This is a genomic window from Vreelandella titanicae BH1 (assembly GCF_000336575.1).
Taxonomy (GTDB): Bacteria; Pseudomonadota; Gammaproteobacteria; order Pseudomonadales; family Halomonadaceae; genus Vreelandella; species Vreelandella titanicae.
Genome location: NZ_AOPO01000006.1, coordinates 166,902 through 184,118 on the forward strand (window position 1 = coordinate 166,902; position 17,217 = coordinate 184,118).

Genomic DNA, 17,217 nt, shown 5'->3' on the forward strand with positions numbered 1-17,217 from the left:
CCGCGCAGGTTTTAACAGCGCGGCTATTTTCACTCCTCCCTTAACAAGGATTTAAACATGCAAACAAAAGCCATTCTCGCTCAGAGCGATGTGATCAACGTACTCGACGCCGCTCAGAAAGAGGCTGACAGCAAAAGCTGGCCGGTGACCATCGCAGTAACCGACGACGGCGGCCACCTGTTAGCGCTGCGGCGTTTGGATGGCGCAGCCCCTTTCAGCGCCGAAGTCGCTACGCAAAAAGCGCGCAGTGCGGCGCTAGGTCGTAAAGAGACCCAGGTGTTTGAAGAGATGATTAATGGCGGCCGCACTGCGTTCGTCACCGCACCGCTGCAAGGCCTGCTTTCAGGTGGCGTGCCGATTACTGTTGACGGTCATGTGGTAGGTGCCGTGGGCATTTCCGGCGTAAAACCCGACCAGGATGTGCAGGTTGCCAAAGCAGGCGTTGCCGCGATTGCGGGCTAACAGCTGCAACTTAAGATGCAGACATACGAAAAAGCCCGGATCAATGATCCGGGCTTTTTTTGAATTCGTTCGGCCAATGCCGATATATTGCTAACAACTCAAATGCTTAATGGCGGACCGGACGAGACTCGAACTCGCGACCTCCGGCGTGACAGGCCGGCATTCTAACCGACTGAACTACCGGTCCACGTTAAAGCACTTTTAAAACAACCATCGAAGCTAACATTTATAAGCGGTTCAGAGGCGCTTCCAAAGGGTAGACGATGGTGGGTGGTACTGGGTTCGAACCAGTGACCCCCAGCTTGTAAGGCTGGTGCTCTCCCAACTGAGCTAACCACCCAATCCATTGGTAAGTAATTGCTGTGCTTACCAACTTTTTCTTACCAGCTTAGCTTAGCAGTTATCGTGGCGGACCGGACGAGACTCGAACTCGCGACCTCCGGCGTGACAGGCCGGCATTCTAACCGACTGAACTACCGGTCCGAATTGCGATAACAACTATTAGCAGACGTTGATTTGATGATGGCGGACCGGACGAGACTCGAACTCGCGACCTCCGGCGTGACAGGCCGGCATTCTAACCGACTGAACTACCGGTCCGTTATGCACATCAAATACAGGTCGTACTAGGTACTACTTTCACACTTCCAGACCATCTTTCAAAAACTTAAGATGGTGGGTGGTACTGGGTTCGAACCAGTGACCCCCAGCTTGTAAGGCTGGTGCTCTCCCAACTGAGCTAACCACCCGCTGGTCACGTGGCGCTGCATTCTACAGAAGGCTTACCGAATGTCAACATGCCGCGTTTAAAAATCGTATTCTAAACCAGCGCGTTACTCTCTTCCGTAAGGCCTGTGCCATGAGCGCGGACGAAGGATGCCGCAACTTGGGTAGCCTCGTCAATCAAAACCGTTTGGGTCAGGCCAGAAAATCGTCGTGGCTTAAAGTCATGGTCGCCATCCTTCAGCCAAGCAAGCTGCGCGTTTGGCGGCAGTGTATAGCCGGCTACCTCGTCTCGAGTTCCGAAAGGATCACGCTCGCCCTGTAAAATCAGCATGGGGCAGGCAATCTTGGGCCAGTGATCCAGGCGAAGCTTGTCAGGCGCTTTAGTAGGATGAAACGGGTAACCCGCTACCACTACACCCGGCACAGCGCCCTTGCATGGCTGTTCACTGGCAAATAGGGTCGCCACTCGGCCGCCCATCGATTTGCCTCCAATCCATAGCGGTTCGTCAAATAGGTCAGCAAGTAGCGCATACCATTGGGCAAACTGATCAAGGGACTGGGCGATAGGCGGCGGCGGTCGACGTTTGCCGGTTTCCTGCATCTGCTGCATATAGGGGAAATCAATACATAAAACCTGAACACCCTGAGCCGCCAGCGAGGTGACAAATTGACGCATGAAGGGTGACTGCTGACCAGCCCCTGCGCCATGGGCAAACAGCAACCGACCTCGCTTGGCGTGACCATGAACAGTTAACGGCCCCATGCCCTGCACCAGAAAGGCGCCATTTGGCTGGCGCTTAAGCGTCTCTTTTAACCCCTTGGGAGGCACCTCGATATACCCAGACAAAACGTAATGTGACACCTATCGCTCCTGATAATTCAGTCTTTAACCAATTGGTGTGTTCAGGTTAAGCCCTGGCTGCGCTAGAATCTTGGTCGGATCTTGACCTGCATCATCAAGCGGGTGGTCGCACCCGTGCAAAATGCCACGGGTTACCCCCTAACCGCGTTCGATGGGAACATGACATGAGCACAGCATTTGAACACCCGACCTACAACTACAAGGTGGTTCGGCAGTTCGCGATTATGACCGTTGTGTGGGGCATTGTGGGAATGACAGTGGGTGTCATCCTCGCCTCGCAACTGGTTTGGCCGCAACTGAACCTTGGCCTACCTTGGACTAGCTTTGGGCGCCTGCGTCCGTTACACACTAACGCCGTAATTTTCGCCTTTGGCGGTTCGGCGCTCTTTGCCACGTCGTACTACGTTGTCCAGCGTACCTGTCAGACACGGCTTTTCTCTGACAAGTTAGCGGCCTTTACCTTTTGGGGCTGGCAAGCGGTCATTATCTCAGCGGTAGTGTCCCTGCCCATGGGCTACACCACGACCAAGGAGTACGCTGAGCTTGAGTGGCCGATCAATATTTTGATCGCGGTCGTATGGATCAGCTACGCCATTGTGTTCCTAATGACGATCAAAAAACGCACCACGTCGCACATTTATGTGGCGAACTGGTTCTTCGCGGCGTTTATTTTGACCGTTGCGGTGCTGCATATCGTCAACAACGCGGCCATCCCAGTGACCCCCATGTACTCCACCTCGATCTATGCCGGAGCAGTGGACGCGATGGTGCAGTGGTGGTATGGACACAACGCGGTAGGCTTCTTCCTAACTGCAGGCTTCCTGGGCATGATGTACTACTTCGTGCCGAAGCAGGCTGAGCGTCCGATCTACTCCTACCGTCTTTCAATCGTCCACTTCTGGGCATTGATCATGATCTACATGTGGGCAGGCCCTCACCACCTGCACTACACAGCGCTGCCGAACTGGGCACAGTCGCTGGGTATGATTATGTCGATCATCCTGTTGGCTCCCTCCTGGGGTGGCATGATCAACGGCATGATGACCCTATCAGGGGCTTGGCATAAGCTGCGCACGGATCCCACGCTACGCTTTTTGGTGGTTGCTCTGTCGTTCTACGGCATGTCTACCTTTGAAGGCCCGATGATGGCGATTAAGACCGTCAACGCGCTTTCGCACTACACTGATTGGACCATTGGTCACGTTCACTCCGGCGCGCTTGGCTGGGTAGCGATGATCACCATCGGCTCGATGTATCACCTGATTCCGCGCGTCTTTGGTCGCACTGAAATGTACTCGATCAACCTGATCGCCGTGCACTTCTGGCTGGCCACGATCGGCACCGTGCTATACATCGCCTCCATGTGGGTTAACGGTATTCTGCAAGGCTTGATGTGGCGTGCGATCAACCCTGACGGCACCTTGATGTACACCTTTGTTGAAGCCGTTGAAGCCAGCGCACCGGGCTACTTTGTTCGCTTAATCGGCGGCCTCTTCTGGGTCACCGGCATGCTGATCATGGCGTTCAACGTTTACATGACCGTTAAGCGTCGTGAGGCCATCAGCCATTCAGCGCCACAAGCTGCTTAAACCGGGGAAGTTGAGACCAATGAAACACGAGATTGTCGAAAAGAACGTTGGCCTGCTTGCCGTGTTGATCCTTGTCGTGATCAGTTTCGGCGGCTTGGCGGAGGTGGTTCCACTGTTTTTCCAGAAGCAGACCACCGAGCCGGTTGAAGGCCTGGAGCCGCTGTCAGCCCTGGAGCTGGAAGGCCGTGACATCTATCGCCGCGAAGGTTGCGTGGGCTGTCACTCGCAAATGGTGCGCCCGTTCCGTGCGGAAACCGAGCGCTATGGCCACTACAATGTAGCGGGCGAGCAGGTGTATGAGCACAACTTCCTATGGGGCTCCAAGCGCACCGGTCCAGACCTGGCACGTGTTGGCGGCCGCTATAGCGATGACTGGCACCGTGCTCACCTCTACAATCCCCGGGATGTAGTCCCTGAATCGGTAATGCCGGCTTACCCCTGGCTGTTTGAAAACACCCTCGATGGTGATGCCACTCCCCAAAAGATGCGTACGCTGCGTCAACTGGGCGTGCCCTATACCGACGAAGATATCGCCAACGCTACTGACGACGTACGCGGCACCCAGGAAATCACCGCCCTGGTCGCGTACTTACAGCAGCTCGGAACCGTGCTCGAGGGCACTCGCTAAGTTATGGATACGGGAACTTTTCGCGGCCTCATCACGCTGATCTTGATTTTCGCGTTTATCGGCATTGCCCTCTGGGCGTACTCCAAGCGACGCAAGCCAGATTTCGACGAAGCGGCTAATTTGCCCTTTGCAGACGACGATGAGCAACCGACCAGTGACAAGCACGCTTCGCGTGAACGCGACAGCGAAGCGCATTCCCGCGACGACAGGGGAGATAAGAATATATGAGTAATCTATGGGGTGACTCCCTATCCGGCTTCTGGAGCGCCTGGATCATTATCATTACGCTGGGCACGATCGCGCTGAGCGTATGGATACTGCTGGCCAACCGCCGTACCGATAAAACACCTGACGCGGACGGTAACGTTGAAACCACCGGCCACGCCGCCGATGGCATTGAAGAGTATGACAACCCGCTGCCAAAGTGGTGGTTCCAGCTTTTCGTCATAACAGTAATTTTTGCACTGGTCTATTTGGTACTCTATCCCGGCCTGGGCAACTACGCAGGTATCTTTGGTTGGTCGCAAGAGGGTCAATGGGAAGAGGAAGTGGCTCAAGCCGAAGAGCGCTTCACGCCGATTTTTGCCCAGTATCAGGAGGTGCCCATTCCTGAGCTTGCCGAAGATCCGGAGGCGATGCAGGTCGCTGAACGTATCTACCAAAACAACTGCGCAGTGTGTCACGGCTCCAACGCTCAGGGCGGTTATGGCTTTCCCAACCTGACCGATGACGATTGGCTATACGGCGGTGAGCCAGAAAATATTTTGACCACTCTCAATAATGGCCGTAACGGCCTAATGCCCTCCTGGCAGCAACTGGGTCAGGAGAATATTGAGAACCTGACGCAATACGTACTTTCGCTGTCTAATGAAGAACATGACGAGGCGCAGGCTGAACAGGGCGAAAGCACCTTTATGGCGGTGTGTGCTGCCTGCCACGGCCCCAGCGGCACGGGTAACACGGCTCTCGGCGCACCCAACCTGACCGATAACACTTGGCTTTATTTGGCACCCGGCCAGGAAGTCGGTGACTCTATCCGTCAAACGCTGCGTAACGGCCGTAACGGTCATATGCCTGCGCAAGCGGCCTATATTGGTGAAGAGCGTGTTCATCTGGTTGCCGCCTATGTGTATAGCCTGCGCTTAGCGGACTGATTGACCGCTGACAGATAGCAGTTACCGTCAGCAACGCTAGCCAAGCAAGGGTGCGGCCCCAAACCGCACCCTTTCTTTATACCCAACCCGATACAATATTAACGAAACACCTAGACCGCGACTAAGCATCATATTTAACAAAGCACTTCCTTTAATTGAGCATTTCGTCTAGTTGAAGAAAGGTGCCACCTCTCCTGCCTTCTGAGCCGGGAATATCGCCATGGAAAAGATACCAAGCCAAGACGTCACGCCGAATCCGGTGGGACATCACGTTCCCTCTGAAACGGTTACCCAAGAAATGTACGCCAAGCGGCGACACATTTACGTGCGCGAAATTAAAGGCGTTTTCCAAAAGCTACGGCGCAGTGCCAACTGGGCGTTAATGCTGGCATTTTTTCTTTTACCGTGGATTAACATCGGTGGTCGGCCGTTAATTCTATTCGACCTGCCTAACCGTGAATTCCATATTTTTAGCGCCACGTTTTACCCGCAGGAGTTCATCCTGCTGTCATGGCTGCTGATTATCTGCGCCTTTGGGCTATTTTTTATTACCGTTTTTGCGGGTCGGGTCTGGTGTGGCTACACCTGTCCGCAAAGCGTTTGGACATTTCTATTCATTTGGCTTGAACACCGTATCGAGGGCTCGCGCAATCGGCGCATCAAACTCGATAACCAACCGATGACCGCCGACAAAGCTTGGCGCAAGGGGGCTAAACACACGGCCTGGCTGCTCATTGCCCTCGCCACCGGCATTACCTTTGTGGGTTACTTCACGCCGATTCGTGATTTAGTGACAGAGCTCCCCACCCTTGAAGCTCACGGCTGGTCCTACTTCTGGGTTGGTTTTTTCCTGGTATTTACTTACCTCAACGCGGGCTGGCTGCGCGAACAGGTGTGCATCTACATGTGCCCCTATGCGCGTTTCCAATCGGTCATGTTTGACCGCGACACATTGATCGTCTCCTACGATGAATCACGTGGCGAACCCCGTGGTCATCGCAAAAAAAACCTAAGCCATTTAGAAGCCCGCGAGGCAGGCTATGGCGACTGTATCGATTGTGACCTTTGCGTGCAGGTCTGTCCTACCGGCATCGATATCCGCGATGGACTGCAGTACGAGTGTATTACCTGCGCCGCCTGTATCGATGCCTGCGATAGCGTGATGGATAAAATGGGCTACCCGCGGGGTTTGGTGCGCTACACCACCGAAAATGCCCTGGAGGGCAAAAAGAGCCATATCATGCGCCCACGCCTGCTCGGTTATTTCGCCGCCCTGGTGCTGATGGTGGGCACCTTTGCCTGGGCCATTAACGACCGTATGCCGCTCAATTTTGATGCTGAGCGCGAGCGCACCCAGCTCTACCAAATGACCCGCGACGGTCAGATTAGCAATGTATTTAGCCTGACCATTCGCAACCTGGATGATCAAGACCACACCTACCAGCTAAGCGTTGCTGGATTGCCCAGCCTCACTCTAGACAGCAGTACTATTAGCGTACCCGCGGGGGAGTCGCGCTTCGAAGCCGTCACCGTGACCGCCGATCCCGACGATTTACAGCAACCCAGCCACCCCATTGTATTCACGCTGCAGGCTCAACAGGATGCGGATATTCGTATCGAGCGCGAAACCAGCTTCCTGGGCAATATTAGGAGATAAGCAACTATGTCATCCCTACCCTCTGGCGATAAGGTAACGCCTTGGTATAAGCAGTTTTGGCCGTGGTTTTTAATCGGCATTCTGCTCTCATCCATTATGTTTAGTATTACCTTTGCCGTTATGTCGGTTAAAAGCTTCGATGGCATGGTTGTTCAGGAGGATTATTACAAGCATGGCAAAGCCATCAATATGGTGCTTGCCAAGCAAGACCGTGCCAGAGAGTTAAACCTAAGCGCAGATTTACGCCTTGATCCGCTTACCAGCGATATTGTGATTGATTTAAGCGGCGATGCGCGTCCCGACAAACTCTATTTGGATTTTATCTTCCCTACCGAAGATGATCGTGATCAATCCTTCGTACTTGAGCATGTCCGTGACGGCCGCTATATCACACAAGGCCCTGACAACCTGCGTTACCGCTGGTATCTGCAGATTCAGCCCGCGCTGGAAAATGCCGATTGGCGCCTTACCGGTGAAGCCACATTCCCCGATGAAGACAGCGTCACACTACTGCCGGGAGGACGCAAAGCAAGCGAATGAGCAACGCCGCGCCCTGCTATCACTGTGGTAACCCGGTGCCTGCTGGGGCTCCCTGGTCGATTACCCTTGATGATCATGCCCATCCGCTCTGCTGCCCTGGCTGCGAAGCGGTGGCCCATGCCATCGTGGATGGGGGCCTTGAAAGCTACTACCGCTACCGTACCGAACTGCCCGAACGCCCTGATGAACATCAGGCTGCCAAAGCCGATACCTGGTCGGTGTTTGACGACCCCGGACTTCAGGCACAGTTTGTTCACCCCGACGGCGATGAGGGCAACGTCAAAGCGACCCTCGCCATCGAAGGCATTACCTGTGCTGCCTGCGCCTGGCTGATCGAGCACCGCCTGAATGCCTTAACGGGAATTGCCACCAGCGCAGTGAACTTAACTCACCACCGCCTGCGGGTGAGCTGGGATCCTCAGCAGCTGAAGCTCTCGCAACTGTTGGCCGAACTGGCTGCGATTGGCTACGAGGCCCAGCCCTACGAGCCAGACCAGGCCCAGGCGCGCCTGCAGCATGAAGAGCGCATGAACGTACGTCGGCTGATTATTGCCGCCGTCGGCATGATGCAGGTGATGATGTTCTCGATCCCGATCTATGTCTCCGGCCCCGGTGAAATCAGCGACGACTTCTACGCACTGTTCCACTGGCTCTCCTTTGCCCTGGCCACGCCAGTGGTGTTTTTCTCCGCCCAGCCGTTTTTCCGCAACGCCCTGCGCGACCTGCGCACCGGCGTACTGGGCATGGATGTGCCGGTGTCACTGGCAATCGGCGGGGCGTATCTTGCCAGCAGCTATGCAGTGCTGTTTGACGTGGGCGAGGTCTATTTTGACTCGGTGACCATGTTCACCTTCTTTTTGCTGTTTGGCCGCTACGTGGAGAGTCGCGCCAGGCGCCGCAGCGGGCATAGCGGCAATGCGCTGAGCGGCGTGCTGCCGATTTCGGCCACACGGCTGGAAAGTGACGGCAGCGAGCGCATTCTGCCCGCCAGCGAACTCACTCCCGACGATCGCGTATTGATCAAGCCCGGCCATGGCGTGCCTGCCGATGGCATCATCGAGGAGGGTGAATCGAGCCTGGACGAATCAATGCTGACCGGCGAATACCTACCAGTAACCCGCCGAGTGGGCGACCGCATTACCGGCGGTAGCCAAAACATGGAAAACCCGCTGGTGATAAGGGTTACCCACGCAGGGCGCGATGCCCGTGTAGCGGGTATCGTCGATCTGACCGACCGTGCCTTTGCCAGCCGCCCACGGCTGGCCCAGATGGCTGCGCGCATGGCACACCTATTCGTGCTGCGCCTGCTGGTAGTAACGGCTTGCGTGACCCTCGCTTGGTGGTTTATCGACCCTTCACGGATGCTCTGGGTACTACTTTCGGTGCTAGTGGTGACCTGCCCCTGTGCCTTGGCGCTGGCCACTCCCGCGGCACTGGCAGCTGGCCATGGCCAACTGCGAAAGCGCGGCGTCTTGATCACCCGCGCCGATGCCATGGAGACGCTCTCTAACGTTACCCGGGTGATTTTTGATAAAACCGGCACCCTGACCCGTGGCGAAATGCACCTTACCCAAACCCAGCCCTCTGGTGAATTAACCGCCGAGCGTGCACGGGCCATTGCCGCCGCCCTTGAAGCCCACTCGGAACACCCGATCGCCCGCGCCTTTAGGCCGTTCCGGGATGCGACCCTGCAAGCCAAAGATATTCACAGCCACACCGGGCAAGGGCTCGAAGGGAGCCTAAACGGCGCTCGTTGGCGGTTGGGCAAGCCCAGGTTTGCAATAGATAGCGCAATGTATAGCACAATAGATAGCACCGAGGATGACGTCATAGCGGCGCCGGCCAAAGGTCAGTGGCTGCTGCTTAGTGAAAACGGTGCACCCCGCGCCTGGTTTGGCCTGCACGATGGCGTTCGCGACGACGCTGCCGCCACGATCAAAGCCCTCCAGACTCTGGGGTTAAGCGTGGAGTTGCTATCTGGTGACACCGAAGATGCCGTGGAAAGCCTGGCCGATCAGCTCAATATTGCCATCTGGCATGCGGGCACCAGCCCGGAAGGCAAGCTAGCCCGGATGAAAGAGCTCCAAGCCGCAGGCGAAACCGTGGCGATGATTGGTGACGGCATTAACGACGTGCCGGTGTTAGCCGGTGCCGATGTGGCGATTGCCATGAATGGCGCAACGGATCTAGCCCGCACCCGCGCCGACGCAGTGCTGCTCAGCCCACGTCTGATGCGGGTTTTTGAGGCCATCGAGATTTCCCGCGCCACCCGGCGTATCATGCGCCAGAACATGATTTGGTCAGTGTGCTACAACTTTTCGGCGCTGCCGCTGGCGGCAATGGGTCTGGTGCCGCCCTGGCTAGCCGCGATTGGAATGTCGCTTAGCTCGCTAGTAGTGGTGGGTAATGCCCTGCGACTGTCGCGCTGGCGACCTCAGCCCGCGCCAACGCTCGACACTTCAACACCGGTGGCCGCATGACGATTCTTTATCTGCTGATCCCGCTTTCCCTGATTTTGCTGGGCCTCGCCGTCTGGGCGTTTTTCTGGGCGGTGAAAAATGATCAATTCGATGACCTAGAAGGCCCAGCGCACCGCATTCTATTTGATGAGGATGAAAACGACCTTAGCCCTGAGCAGCGCCGCCAGCATCAGCAGGCAAAGCAAAAATCTTCCGAACCATCAGCGGCAGACACACCCGACGACCAAGAGTCTCGGCCATGAATCCAACGGGGCTTGATCTGCCGCCGCTAATGGCGGCGTTTGTGTTTGGCTTGATGGGCGGCGCCCACTGCATTGGTATGTGTGGCGGCATTATGAGCGCGCTCACCTTTGCAGTCCCCCCCAGCATGCGTCATCCGGCGCGCATGGGAGGCCTGCTGCTCAGCTACAACACAGGCCGCATTGTTAGCTATATGAGCGCAGGCGCGCTGGTGGCACTGCTAGGCACGCTGTTTTCCCTTTCTGCTACGGCACGCCTGCTACTCCAGGTATTTGCCGCACTGATGCTGATCTTAATGGCACTGTATATCGCCAACTGGTGGAAAGGGCTGCTCAAAGTGGAGGCCGTTGGCCGGCGACTATGGCGCTTTATCGAACCCGTGGGGCGTCGCTTGATGCCCGTAGTGCATATTCCCCAAGCCTTCGCCCTGGGAGCGCTCTGGGGCTGGCTCCCCTGCGGGTTGGTCTACTCCATGTTGGCCTGGAGCTTAGCGATTGCCGACCCGCTTCAGGGCGCTCTACTCATGGGCGCCTTTGGGCTTGGCACCCTACCTGCGCTGCTTGCCACTGGCCTGGCTGCCCGCCAGCTCAGCCATTTGATACGTCACCCCGTGACCCGCAGCGTGGCAGCGCTGACAATTATCGCTTTTGCACTGTGGCAACTGTGGACGCTTTCGGTACACAACCTCTAATAGCATGACGTGGCTCAACATTTACCTCCTAACCACGGGTTAGGCTAGCGGCATTTCCTAACGTCGGAGCGCCCCTTCATGCCCGTTCATACCCCTGCTGCCTTGCCTCTTGCACCCGCTGCTGCCGCAGCCCCTATGCAGCCGGTGTGGGACGAAGCGTTACTGCGTCGCTACGACACCAACGGCCCACGCTACACCTCCTACCCCACGGCGCTGTCGTTTCACGACCAATTTACCCCTGGCGACCTGACCCAGGCATTGGAGCGCAGCAATGCCAGTAAGCGTCCGCTCTCTCTGTACGTTCATGTGCCCTTCTGCCGCAAGATCTGCTTCTACTGCGCGTGTAATAAAATCGCTACCAAAAACACTGCCCTTGCCGAGCCCTATATAGCCCGGCTTGACCGTGAAATGGTGCTGACCGCACGCCACTTGGATACATCACGACCGGTGGAGCAGTTGCATTGGGGCGGCGGCACGCCGACATTTCTCAGTTTGAACCAGATGGGCGACCTGATTGATCGACTGGATGCACGTTTTGGTCTTTCATCGTCTGCTGATCGCGATTACGCAATTGAAATAGATCCTCGCGAAGCGGATGTGTTTACGCTGCGCCATCTCGAATCCCTCGGCTTTAATCGCATCAGCCTGGGCGTGCAGGATTTAAGCCCGCTGGTGCAGAAAGCGATTAACCGTATTCAGCCTCGGGTACTTACCGAAACGCTGATGGAGGAGGCGCATCGCCTGGGCTTTCGCTCGCTCAATCTCGACCTAATTTATGGCTTGCCATTTCAGACTGAAAAGAGCTTTGCCAACACCCTACGCCAGGTGATCGAGCTCAACCCGGCGCGCCTTTCTGTGTTTAATTACGCGCATATGCCCGAGCGTTTTGCCCCGCAGCGGCGCATTAATGTCGATGACTTGCCAGGCGGAGAAGAGAAGCTAGCGATTCTGCGCACCACCATCGAAATGCTCACCGCAGCTGGCTATGTGCATATCGGTATGGATCACTTTGCCCGCCCTGACGATAGCCTGGCTATTGCCCAGCGCGAAGGCTCGCTGCAGCGCAACTTCCAGGGCTACTCCAGCCATGCTCAGTGCGACTTAATCGGGCTTGGCGTATCGGCGATTTCGCGCATTGATGACGTCTATGCGCAGAACCCGAGCGATCTGGCAAGCTACGAAGCGGCGCTGGATCAGGGGCAGCTTGCCACCGTGCGTGGCATACGCTTAAGTGATGACGACCTGATCCGGCGGGACGTGATTGAGCGGCTGATGTGCGATATGGGCATTGACCTGGCCGCCGTTAGTCAACGCTGGAACATCGATGCCCCCCGCTACTTTGCGCCAGCGCTTGAGCGCCTGCAGAGCGCCGAACAGGATGGCCTGCTGACCCGCCGCGGTGATCAGCTTAACGCCACGCCGACGGGGCGGCTGCTGATTCGCCATATAGCAATGGCGTTTGATACCCATCTTTCCGGGCAAACGGGACAACAGTATTCTAAGATTGTTTAATCACCTTATTGCAGGCATGCTAAAGCGACTATAATAAGTAAGGATTTTCTAATTGATAAGCGGGACCCTCTCAAGGAGCAAAGCATGTTGGAACCCATGAGCCGTCGGCGCTCGCTACTCCATGAAGCTCGCTGCCAAACCTGCAGTTTGAGCTCACTGTGCCTGCCACTTGCCCTTGAGCTGGACGACGTGGGGCAGTTCGACGCCATTATTCGTCGTCGCGCGCCGCTGAAAAAAGGCGAACCGCTGTTTCGTCAGGGCGACACCTTTACCAGCGTTTACGCAGTCCGTTCGGGCAGTTTGAAACAGATCACCGCCGAAGGTAACGGCAGCGAGCAGTTGACCAATTTCTACCTGCCCAGTGAATTGGTGGGGTTGGATGGCATTGACGAAGAGCATTACCCCGGTAGCGTTATCGCCCTGGAAACGACCACCGTCTGCGAGATTCCTTTTGACCGCCTGGACTTACTCTCGGAGGAGCTACCCGAACTGCGTGGCCAGCTTTATCGTAGCATGAGCAAAGAGTTGCGCGATGACCGGCGTATGATGCGGCTACTTTCGCGTAAAACCGCCGATCAGCGGCTAGCAAGTTTTTTGATTACCCTCTCGGATCGTTTTCGTCGCCGGGGCTACTCGCCTTACAGCTTTCGCCTCTCAATGCCCAGGGCTGATATCGGCAACTACCTGGGCTTAGCGGTGGAAACGGTCAGCCGCATACTAAGCCGCTTTCAGCAGCAGAGCGTGGTGGCGGTCTCCGGGCGAGAGGTCAACATTCTCGATATGCCGCGCTTGATTACCCTCGCCGAAGAGGAAGAGCAAACAGTTAGCTGACGTTAAAGGCTTGGATACGCCCCGCCAGTAGCTCTGCTTGCTTGGCCTCAAGGCCTTCAAAATCGAACAGGCTGCGGTCGGCCAACTGGGAAGGGGCAATGTTGGTGACAGCCTTGAACATGCTCTCCAGGCGGCCAGGAAACTTTTTGTCCCACTCGGCGAGCATCTCTTTGACCACCTGACGCTGCATATTAGGCTGGGAGCCGCACAGGTTGCAGGGAATGATTGGGAACTCCATCAGCCGCGAAAACTCAGCGATATCCGCTTCTTTGCAGTAGGCCAACGGCCGAATAACGATATTCTTCCCATCATCGGATAGCAGCTTTGGCGGCATCGCTTTCAGGTTGCCGCCAAAGAACATATTGAGAAACAGTGTTTCGAGAATATCTTCCCGGTGATGGCCCAAGGCTATCTTATTGGCGCCAATCTCTTCGGCAAAGCCATACAACGAGCCGCGCCGCAGCCGTGAACAAAGCGCGCAGGTGGTTTTACCTTCCGGGGTTTTCTCTTTTACCACCGAGTAAGTATCGCGCTCAACAATGTGGTACTCCACGCCCTGCTTATCCAGATACGCAGGCAATACGTGCTCGGGAAAACCCGGCTGTTTTTGATCCAGATTGACCGCTACCAGCGAAAAATTGACCGGCGCATTGCGCTGCAAATTGCGCAAAATCTCCAGCATCGTGTAGCTGTCCTTTCCACCGGAGAGGCAGACCATTACGCGATCACCTTCATTGATCATTTGATAATCAATGATCGCATTGCCCACTTCTCGGCGCAGACGCTTTTGCAGCTTGTTAAATTCACGCTTCTGCTTCGCATCAGCCAGCTCAGGCTGGTCGTGCTCAGCGTTAGCTGGGGTGGCTCCAACCGTATCAAGGTGAGCAGGATCAAAGTGATCAAGAGATTGCATGGTATAAGCACTGCCGAGGGTATGGTGAAGAGAAGAGGCGCTACAAAGAAATAATTGGGCGCTATTCTAACAACACTCTTCGCCTTGACCCAACTACTCGTCGCTCCTCCCTAAGCAGCCTGCGCCATAATACGCTGCAGGCGCATATACAGCAGTGCGCTGGCGGTGGCCTCTCCCAGCACACTCTGCATGCCCGTGACGGGTACTTGCCAGCATGCCAACGCCTGGGCGAAGCTGCTGGGCGCTTCGACCTCCGGGTGCAAACGGCGCAGTTGGCGCTGATGCAGTTTTGCCACATCGACCTGGGCGTTGGGCAGGGCAAAATTCAGCCGCTTACTGAGCAGTGCATTCAATGCTCCAATGCGCCTCTCTAACTGCCAGCCAACGATGGGCCGATTGCCGATAAATTCTACTAGCGCGCTCAAGTTATCACTATTTGGTGGCAGTATCTCCCCCGCCTCGCACAGCAAGTGATGACGGCGCAGCGTTGCGCTCTCGGGCTGCTTTGCGCTACCAAGGGTGATCACAAAAGCACGACTGGTATGCACCTGCTGATGGCTCAGCACCACTGCCGCCACGCTGATCACAGGTGATGATTGCGTGGGCGTTGCTGTGCAGGCGAGCGCCACCAGCTCTTCGCCCATATAGGGCTGAAACAGCCAGGCATAGGGGGAGTCTGCACAACGACGCCGGTCACTTTCACGCCTTAACAAGGTGCGCAGCGAGCCGCTAAATAGCGTCACATGTCGATCTAACAGCCGCATTCCGCTCACGAATACTCCAAATGGTAACGGTGGGAAAGCCGCTGCTTAAAGTCTTTGACAATATGCATCGCTTCGCGCAGTAGGTCGCGCTCCAGGGAAGAGAGGTTCTGCACCACGACACGGTTAGCGCGTCTGCTGCTTTGGGCGTTAGTTTCTTTCGCATCCGCAGAAGTTTCCAGCGTACTTAGCTGCTGCTTGAGGCGCAGCTCAGAAAAGAGCGCCAACGCTTCGCCCAGGTCATCGGCAAAACGGCGATCCAACCGGCCGTCAGTAACCAGGGCATCCAAGCGATCAAACGTCGAGGTGGCTTTGATGCGCCGCTCAAGCGCCATGGTGCGCACACCGTGCACGATAGGGAAAATACCGCCTTTCTTGATATCGATACCGTGCTGAGGCTTTTTCAGCGAACCAAACAGCGTCAGCGGCGTCGAAAAGCGCAGCGCCGTGCGGGCAAAATAGGAAAGCAGCAGCTCATCGCCCGAGCAGCGTTCAAACAGCTCATCGCGCACGCTCTCAAGCAAGCTCGGGTTGCCCGCCACGCCATGAGCATCGAGCATAATGGCCAGCTTCATCAGGCTATCGCCATCACGCTCCCTGGCCCACTTGGCAATATTACCTTTCCATTGGGATACCGTGGCCACCCACTCGGGGTTAGACACCATAATGTTGCCGGGGCACGGCGGGTAACCAAGCTGAATCAGGGTATCGGTGAGCGTTTGCATATGGCTGGCAAGATCAGGCCACTGGGTTTCATCGGCAAGAATCAAGCCGTTATCCTGATCCGTTTTTAGAATCTGCTCACCGCGCCCTTCGCTGCCCATCACCATCATGCAGCTCTGCTCGTGATAGCGCTTATCGACAGTGAACTCCCAGGCCTTGCTAATAATACGGCCGTTTAGTGCCGCAAGCAGATCCATCGCAAAGCGCAGCTTAACGCCCTGGGCCATCAGCGCTTTGACCAGCTCCGGGGTGCGCTGACTGGCAGCTGAAAGCGCCTCTAAGTTGGTCGCCTGCTCGATCTGCAGGCTCACCACATAGCTGCGGCTTGAGAAGTAGCTAAGCACGTCGGTGAGCTCTACAACGCCTTTCAAGACGTTTTGCTCCATCACTACCACCCGCGCCACTTTATGGCGGGTCATCAGCACCAATACTTCAAATAAGTACTGATCCGGTGCGACGGTCACCAAGTTAAAATGGGCGATCTTATCCACCGATGATGTTACCGCGCTGCCCTTTAGCACTAAGGCGTTGAGCAGATCGGTTTTGGTCACCATGCCGAGGGTGTCGTCCTGGGTCGACACCAGCAGGCTGTCGGCGTGACTTTCGTTGAGCTGTTTTACAGCGCTAGCGATATCGGTCGTCGCTGCCATCAGCAGTGGCGCACGCATGCACTCGCTTACCTTGGCCAGCATAAAGCCTGCCATGGTGACGCCACCTTCGGCGCGCTTTTCGGTCATCAGGCGCGCCTTATGGGTCAGCGATTGGCGAAAAAAACTGCTGAAATCAGGATAGTGGCGACACAGCTGCTGAAACAGTGCTTTAGGCATTAGGTAACACAGGCACTCCTGTTCAGCCTTAAAGCGGTAGCGGCTTTTACCGTTGAGAATACTGATCGCGCCAAACAGGTCCCCTGCCGTGTAGTGACCAATACGCGCGGTAGATGAGGGCAATGTAGGATCGATTTCCGCCACTTCGCCTTTATGGATCAGATAAACGAACTCACCCGCTTGGCCAGTCTCTAAAATGATTTCGTCACGATCAAAATAGGCCAGGTCAATGCCACGACGAATATGGTCACGCCCCTCATCGTCAAGGAGCGTAAACGGCAGTTGGGATAGATCCACATCGACCATGGGGTATAACCTCATTAAACAGGCTGCGACTAACCGGGTTGTGTCTTAAGGCGCGCTAGCAGACATAAGCAAAAATAAATAAACGTCGTGACTCGATACTGGCCCACATAAATTGGCCCACACCAGCGCTTCAAAAAAACTGTTATCGATTATTATATGAAGGTGGCTGTACGGGTATAAAGGATTCACTTCCCAAGTAGCAAGTATAACCTTGTTATACCTTTAGCTATCACGCTAAAGTCGAAGCGACTTTTGATACACGACCAAAGTATCGACACTTACTAACCGTGCTTCCGGCAAAACCCAGGACATGTA

The 17,217-nt window shown here is 55.8% G+C and carries 16 protein-coding genes and 5 tRNA genes; 12 read left to right on the forward strand and 9 right to left on the reverse strand.

Annotated elements, in window-relative coordinates; all coding sequences use genetic code 11:
• Positions 1-57 precede the first annotated feature (57 nt).
• The gene (locus tag HALTITAN_RS13195) at positions 58-462 is read left to right on the forward strand and encodes a heme-binding protein (protein WP_039859422.1); all 405 of its coding nucleotides are present in this window, start codon (positions 58-60) and stop codon (positions 460-462) included.
• 110 nt (positions 463-572) lie between these two features.
• Here the strand turns inward: HALTITAN_RS13195 and HALTITAN_RS13200 are convergent.
• The 6 genes from HALTITAN_RS13200 to HALTITAN_RS13225 all read right to left on the reverse strand — a co-directional run bounded on the left by HALTITAN_RS13200 (position 573) and on the right by HALTITAN_RS13225 (position 2,050).
• Positions 573-649: transfer RNA gene (locus HALTITAN_RS13200), tRNA-Asp, on the reverse strand.
• 77 nt (positions 650-726) lie between these two features.
• A tRNA-Val gene (locus tag HALTITAN_RS13205) sits at positions 727-802 on the reverse strand.
• Between the two features lie 66 nt (positions 803-868).
• Positions 869-945, reverse strand: a tRNA-Asp gene (locus HALTITAN_RS13210).
• Positions 946-985: 40 nt separating this feature from the next.
• Positions 986-1,062 (reverse strand) — tRNA-Asp (locus HALTITAN_RS13215).
• A 73-nt stretch (positions 1,063-1,135) separates the two neighbouring features.
• Positions 1,136-1,211, reverse strand: a tRNA-Val gene (locus HALTITAN_RS13220).
• 71 nt (positions 1,212-1,282) lie between these two features.
• Entirely contained in the window at positions 1,283-2,050 is a 768-nt protein-coding gene (locus HALTITAN_RS13225; protein ID WP_009287407.1) for an alpha/beta fold hydrolase, read from the reverse strand.
• Positions 2,051-2,214: 164 nt separating this feature from the next.
• Here HALTITAN_RS13225 and ccoN point away from each other — a divergent pair, with 164 nt between their 5' ends.
• From ccoN to fnr, 11 genes are all read left to right on the forward strand, one after another.
• Positions 2,215-3,639, forward strand: coding sequence for a cytochrome-c oxidase, cbb3-type subunit I (gene ccoN / locus HALTITAN_RS13230; RefSeq protein ID WP_039859425.1), 1,425 nt, complete (start codon positions 2,215-2,217; stop codon positions 3,637-3,639).
• Positions 3,640-3,658: 19 nt separating this feature from the next.
• On the forward strand, positions 3,659-4,267 hold the full coding sequence (ccoO, locus tag HALTITAN_RS13235) for a cytochrome-c oxidase, cbb3-type subunit II (protein ID WP_022522228.1): 609 nt from the start codon (positions 3,659-3,661) through the stop codon (positions 4,265-4,267).
• 3 nt (positions 4,268-4,270) lie between these two features.
• The gene (locus HALTITAN_RS13240) at positions 4,271-4,495 is read left to right on the forward strand and encodes a CcoQ/FixQ family Cbb3-type cytochrome c oxidase assembly chaperone (protein WP_022522227.1); all 225 of its coding nucleotides are present in this window, start codon (positions 4,271-4,273) and stop codon (positions 4,493-4,495) included.
• Positions 4,492-5,421, forward strand: coding sequence for a cytochrome-c oxidase, cbb3-type subunit III (ccoP, locus tag HALTITAN_RS13245; protein WP_009287408.1), 930 nt, complete (start codon positions 4,492-4,494; stop codon positions 5,419-5,421). The genes HALTITAN_RS13240 and ccoP overlap by 4 nt, the downstream gene beginning before the upstream one ends.
• 220 nt (positions 5,422-5,641) lie before the next feature.
• Positions 5,642-7,078, forward strand: a complete 1,437-nt coding sequence (gene ccoG / locus HALTITAN_RS13250; protein ID WP_009287409.1) for a cytochrome c oxidase accessory protein CcoG — start codon at positions 5,642-5,644, stop codon at positions 7,076-7,078.
• Positions 7,079-7,084: 6 nt separating this feature from the next.
• Entirely contained in the window at positions 7,085-7,618 is a 534-nt protein-coding gene (locus HALTITAN_RS13255; protein WP_009287410.1) for a FixH family protein, read from the forward strand.
• Positions 7,615-10,098, forward strand: coding sequence for a heavy metal translocating P-type ATPase (locus tag HALTITAN_RS13260; RefSeq protein WP_039859426.1), 2,484 nt, complete (start codon positions 7,615-7,617; stop codon positions 10,096-10,098). The genes HALTITAN_RS13255 and HALTITAN_RS13260 overlap by 4 nt, the downstream gene beginning before the upstream one ends.
• Entirely contained in the window at positions 10,095-10,340 is a 246-nt protein-coding gene (ccoS, locus tag HALTITAN_RS13265) for a cbb3-type cytochrome oxidase assembly protein CcoS (protein ID WP_039859428.1), read from the forward strand. The genes HALTITAN_RS13260 and ccoS overlap by 4 nt, the downstream gene beginning before the upstream one ends.
• Entirely contained in the window at positions 10,337-11,029 is a 693-nt protein-coding gene (locus HALTITAN_RS13270) for a sulfite exporter TauE/SafE family protein (protein WP_009287411.1), read from the forward strand. The genes ccoS and HALTITAN_RS13270 overlap by 4 nt, the downstream gene beginning before the upstream one ends.
• 78 nt (positions 11,030-11,107) lie before the next feature.
• Positions 11,108-12,541 (forward strand): oxygen-independent coproporphyrinogen III oxidase, encoded by a 1,434-nt coding sequence (hemN, locus tag HALTITAN_RS13275; protein ID WP_009287412.1) that lies wholly within the window; start codon positions 11,108-11,110, stop codon positions 12,539-12,541.
• An 84-nt stretch (positions 12,542-12,625) separates the two neighbouring features.
• A complete protein-coding gene (fnr, locus tag HALTITAN_RS13280; protein ID WP_022522221.1) occupies positions 12,626-13,372 on the forward strand; it encodes a fumarate/nitrate reduction transcriptional regulator Fnr in 747 nt (248 codons plus the stop codon).
• Here the strand turns inward: fnr and ttcA are convergent.
• The 3 genes from ttcA to HALTITAN_RS13295 form a co-directional block, all read right to left on the reverse strand.
• Positions 13,365-14,285: a tRNA 2-thiocytidine(32) synthetase TtcA gene (gene ttcA, locus HALTITAN_RS13285; protein ID WP_009287413.1), complete on the reverse strand. Its 921-nt coding sequence runs from the start codon at positions 14,283-14,285 to the stop codon at positions 13,365-13,367. The genes fnr and ttcA overlap by 8 nt on opposite strands.
• A 110-nt stretch (positions 14,286-14,395) precedes the next feature.
• Complete coding sequence (locus HALTITAN_RS13290; protein ID WP_039859471.1) at positions 14,396-15,049, reverse strand: 3'-5' exonuclease family protein; 654 nt, start codon at positions 15,047-15,049, stop codon at positions 14,396-14,398.
• A gap of 5 nt (positions 15,050-15,054) precedes the next feature.
• The gene (locus tag HALTITAN_RS13295; protein WP_027958144.1) at positions 15,055-16,902 is read right to left on the reverse strand and encodes a DUF294 nucleotidyltransferase-like domain-containing protein; all 1,848 of its coding nucleotides are present in this window, start codon (positions 16,900-16,902) and stop codon (positions 15,055-15,057) included.
• Between the last annotated feature and the right edge of the window lie 315 nt (positions 16,903-17,217).

Excerpts from the sequence above, each read along its gene's own strand:
- HALTITAN_RS13195 (WP_039859422.1), top strand. The coding sequence starts at position 58 with ATGCAAACAAAAGCCATTCTCGCTCAGAGCGATGTGATCAACGTACTC.
- ccoN (WP_039859425.1), top strand. The coding sequence starts at position 2,215 with ATGAGCACAGCATTTGAACACCCGACCTACAACTACAAGGTGGTTCGG.
- ccoO (WP_022522228.1), top strand. The coding sequence starts at position 3,659 with ATGAAACACGAGATTGTCGAAAAGAACGTTGGCCTGCTTGCCGTGTTG.
- HALTITAN_RS13240 (WP_022522227.1), top strand. The coding sequence starts at position 4,271 with ATGGATACGGGAACTTTTCGCGGCCTCATCACGCTGATCTTGATTTTC.
- ccoP (WP_009287408.1), top strand. The coding sequence starts at position 4,492 with ATGAGTAATCTATGGGGTGACTCCCTATCCGGCTTCTGGAGCGCCTGG.
- ccoG (WP_009287409.1), top strand. The coding sequence starts at position 5,642 with ATGGAAAAGATACCAAGCCAAGACGTCACGCCGAATCCGGTGGGACAT.
- HALTITAN_RS13255 (WP_009287410.1), top strand. The coding sequence starts at position 7,085 with ATGTCATCCCTACCCTCTGGCGATAAGGTAACGCCTTGGTATAAGCAG.
- HALTITAN_RS13260 (WP_039859426.1), top strand. The coding sequence starts at position 7,615 with ATGAGCAACGCCGCGCCCTGCTATCACTGTGGTAACCCGGTGCCTGCT.
- ccoS (WP_039859428.1), top strand. The coding sequence starts at position 10,095 with ATGACGATTCTTTATCTGCTGATCCCGCTTTCCCTGATTTTGCTGGGC.
- HALTITAN_RS13270 (WP_009287411.1), top strand. The coding sequence starts at position 10,337 with ATGAATCCAACGGGGCTTGATCTGCCGCCGCTAATGGCGGCGTTTGTG.
- hemN (WP_009287412.1), top strand. The coding sequence starts at position 11,108 with ATGCCCGTTCATACCCCTGCTGCCTTGCCTCTTGCACCCGCTGCTGCC.
- fnr (WP_022522221.1), top strand. The coding sequence starts at position 12,626 with ATGTTGGAACCCATGAGCCGTCGGCGCTCGCTACTCCATGAAGCTCGC.
- ttcA (WP_009287413.1), bottom strand. The coding sequence starts at position 14,285 with ATGCAATCTCTTGATCACTTTGATCCTGCTCACCTTGATACGGTTGGA.
- HALTITAN_RS13290 (WP_039859471.1), bottom strand. The coding sequence starts at position 15,049 with ATGCGGCTGTTAGATCGACATGTGACGCTATTTAGCGGCTCGCTGCGC.
- HALTITAN_RS13295 (WP_027958144.1), bottom strand. The coding sequence starts at position 16,902 with ATGGTCGATGTGGATCTATCCCAACTGCCGTTTACGCTCCTTGACGAT.